At 66.0% G+C, this 1,561-nt stretch carries 1 protein-coding gene; it reads left to right on the top strand.

Translation table 11 applies throughout. From position 1 onward, the window contains the following. A partial coding sequence (locus CH292_RS27510; RefSeq protein WP_256978603.1) for a condensation domain-containing protein occupies positions 1 to 1,561 on the top strand: 1,561 nt, incomplete at both ends.

A 1,561-nucleotide genomic window follows, 5' to 3' on the forward strand; every position in this document is an offset into this window, starting at 1 on the left:
CTCGACTACCTCGGCCGTTCCGACGACCAAGTCAAGATCCGCGGCTTCCGCATCGAACTCGACGAGATCCGCACCGTCCTCGAACACCACCCCGCCATCACCACCGCCGTCGTCATCGCCGCCGACCACCCCGGCGGCAATGACAAATACCTTGCCGCCTATTACGTCGGTACCGACGTCACCGACGACGAACTGCGGGAGCATCTGACCGCACGGGTACCGGACTACATGATCCCCACCGTCTTCATCCCCATCACCACCGTCCCGGTCACCCCCAACGGCAAACTCGACCGCCGCGCACTACCCACACCCGACCTCACCGCAGCCCTCACCGGCGGACACACACCGAGCACGGTCACCGAAACCACCCTCGCCACCGTCTTCTCCGACATCCTGCACCTGCCCACCGACACCCCACTGTCGATCGACGACGACTTCTTCCGCCTCGGCGGCGACTCCATCTCCTCCATCCAAGTCGTCACCGCAGCCCGCCGCGCCGGCATCACCATCACCGCCGCCGACATCTTCACCCACCGCACCATCAGCGCCCTGGCACGAATCGCCGACACCCACACCCAGACCCACACCGAAACCGGACCCACCACCGTCACCACCGCACCACTGCAACCCATCGCCGCCCGCTACGTAGACCGACCCGGCTTCGACCACTTCACCCAATCCTTCGTCTTCACCACCCCACCCGACCTCACCACCGACACCCTCCACCGAGTCCTCAACAGGATCGCCACAGCCCACCCCACGCTCGGCGCTCGCCTTCGCCGCTCCGAAACCTGGGAGTTCACGCTTCCCTCCACAACGGTCGAATCGCCGATCCAATCGCTGACGACGTCGGACGGTTGGTCGAGCCCGCAATGGCTGACGACAGTCGACGACCTCGTCACCCGAATGTCCGATCAGATGGATCCGACGAACGGAATCCTCTGGCGCGCAATGTGGTGCACCACCTCCAGTGATGCCACCGGCCGCCTCGTCATGGTGATCCATCACCTCGCTGTCGACGGCGTCTCCTGGCGCATCCTTCAAGACGACCTCGCACACGCCTGGGCACTCGAAACCGGCGCCACCGAAGACGACCTGCTCCCCGCCGGAACCTCCATCACCACATGGACCCACGCACTGACCGAACGCGCGCGCGACCCCCACCTCACCGACCAACTCGAGCACTGGAACACCGTCGCCGACGCCACACAGCCTCTCTTCGGCGAGCGGAGCGTCGACCCGGAGCGCGACACTCACGCCACAACCGGACAGATCGAGGTCACGGTTCCCGCCGACCTCACCGCTACCCTCATCGGCGACATCACCACCGCCCTCTCGGCGAGCGTCGAAGACATCCTCCTCACCGCACTGGGCATCGCGACCTGCGCATGGCGCGCACGCCACGGCCTCGAGCCACGGCCGGTCACCATCGGCATGGAAGGCCACGGCCGCCAAGAAACCCTCGTCCCCGGCGCCGACCTCTCACGCTCGATCGGCTGGTTCACCACCTGGTACCCGATCATGGCCGACCTCACCGACCTCGACCCGATCGACACACTCA

This window comes from Rhodococcus sp. 14-2470-1a (genome assembly GCF_002259425.1).
GTDB lineage: Bacteria > Actinomycetota > Actinomycetes > Mycobacteriales > Mycobacteriaceae > Rhodococcoides > Rhodococcoides fascians_E.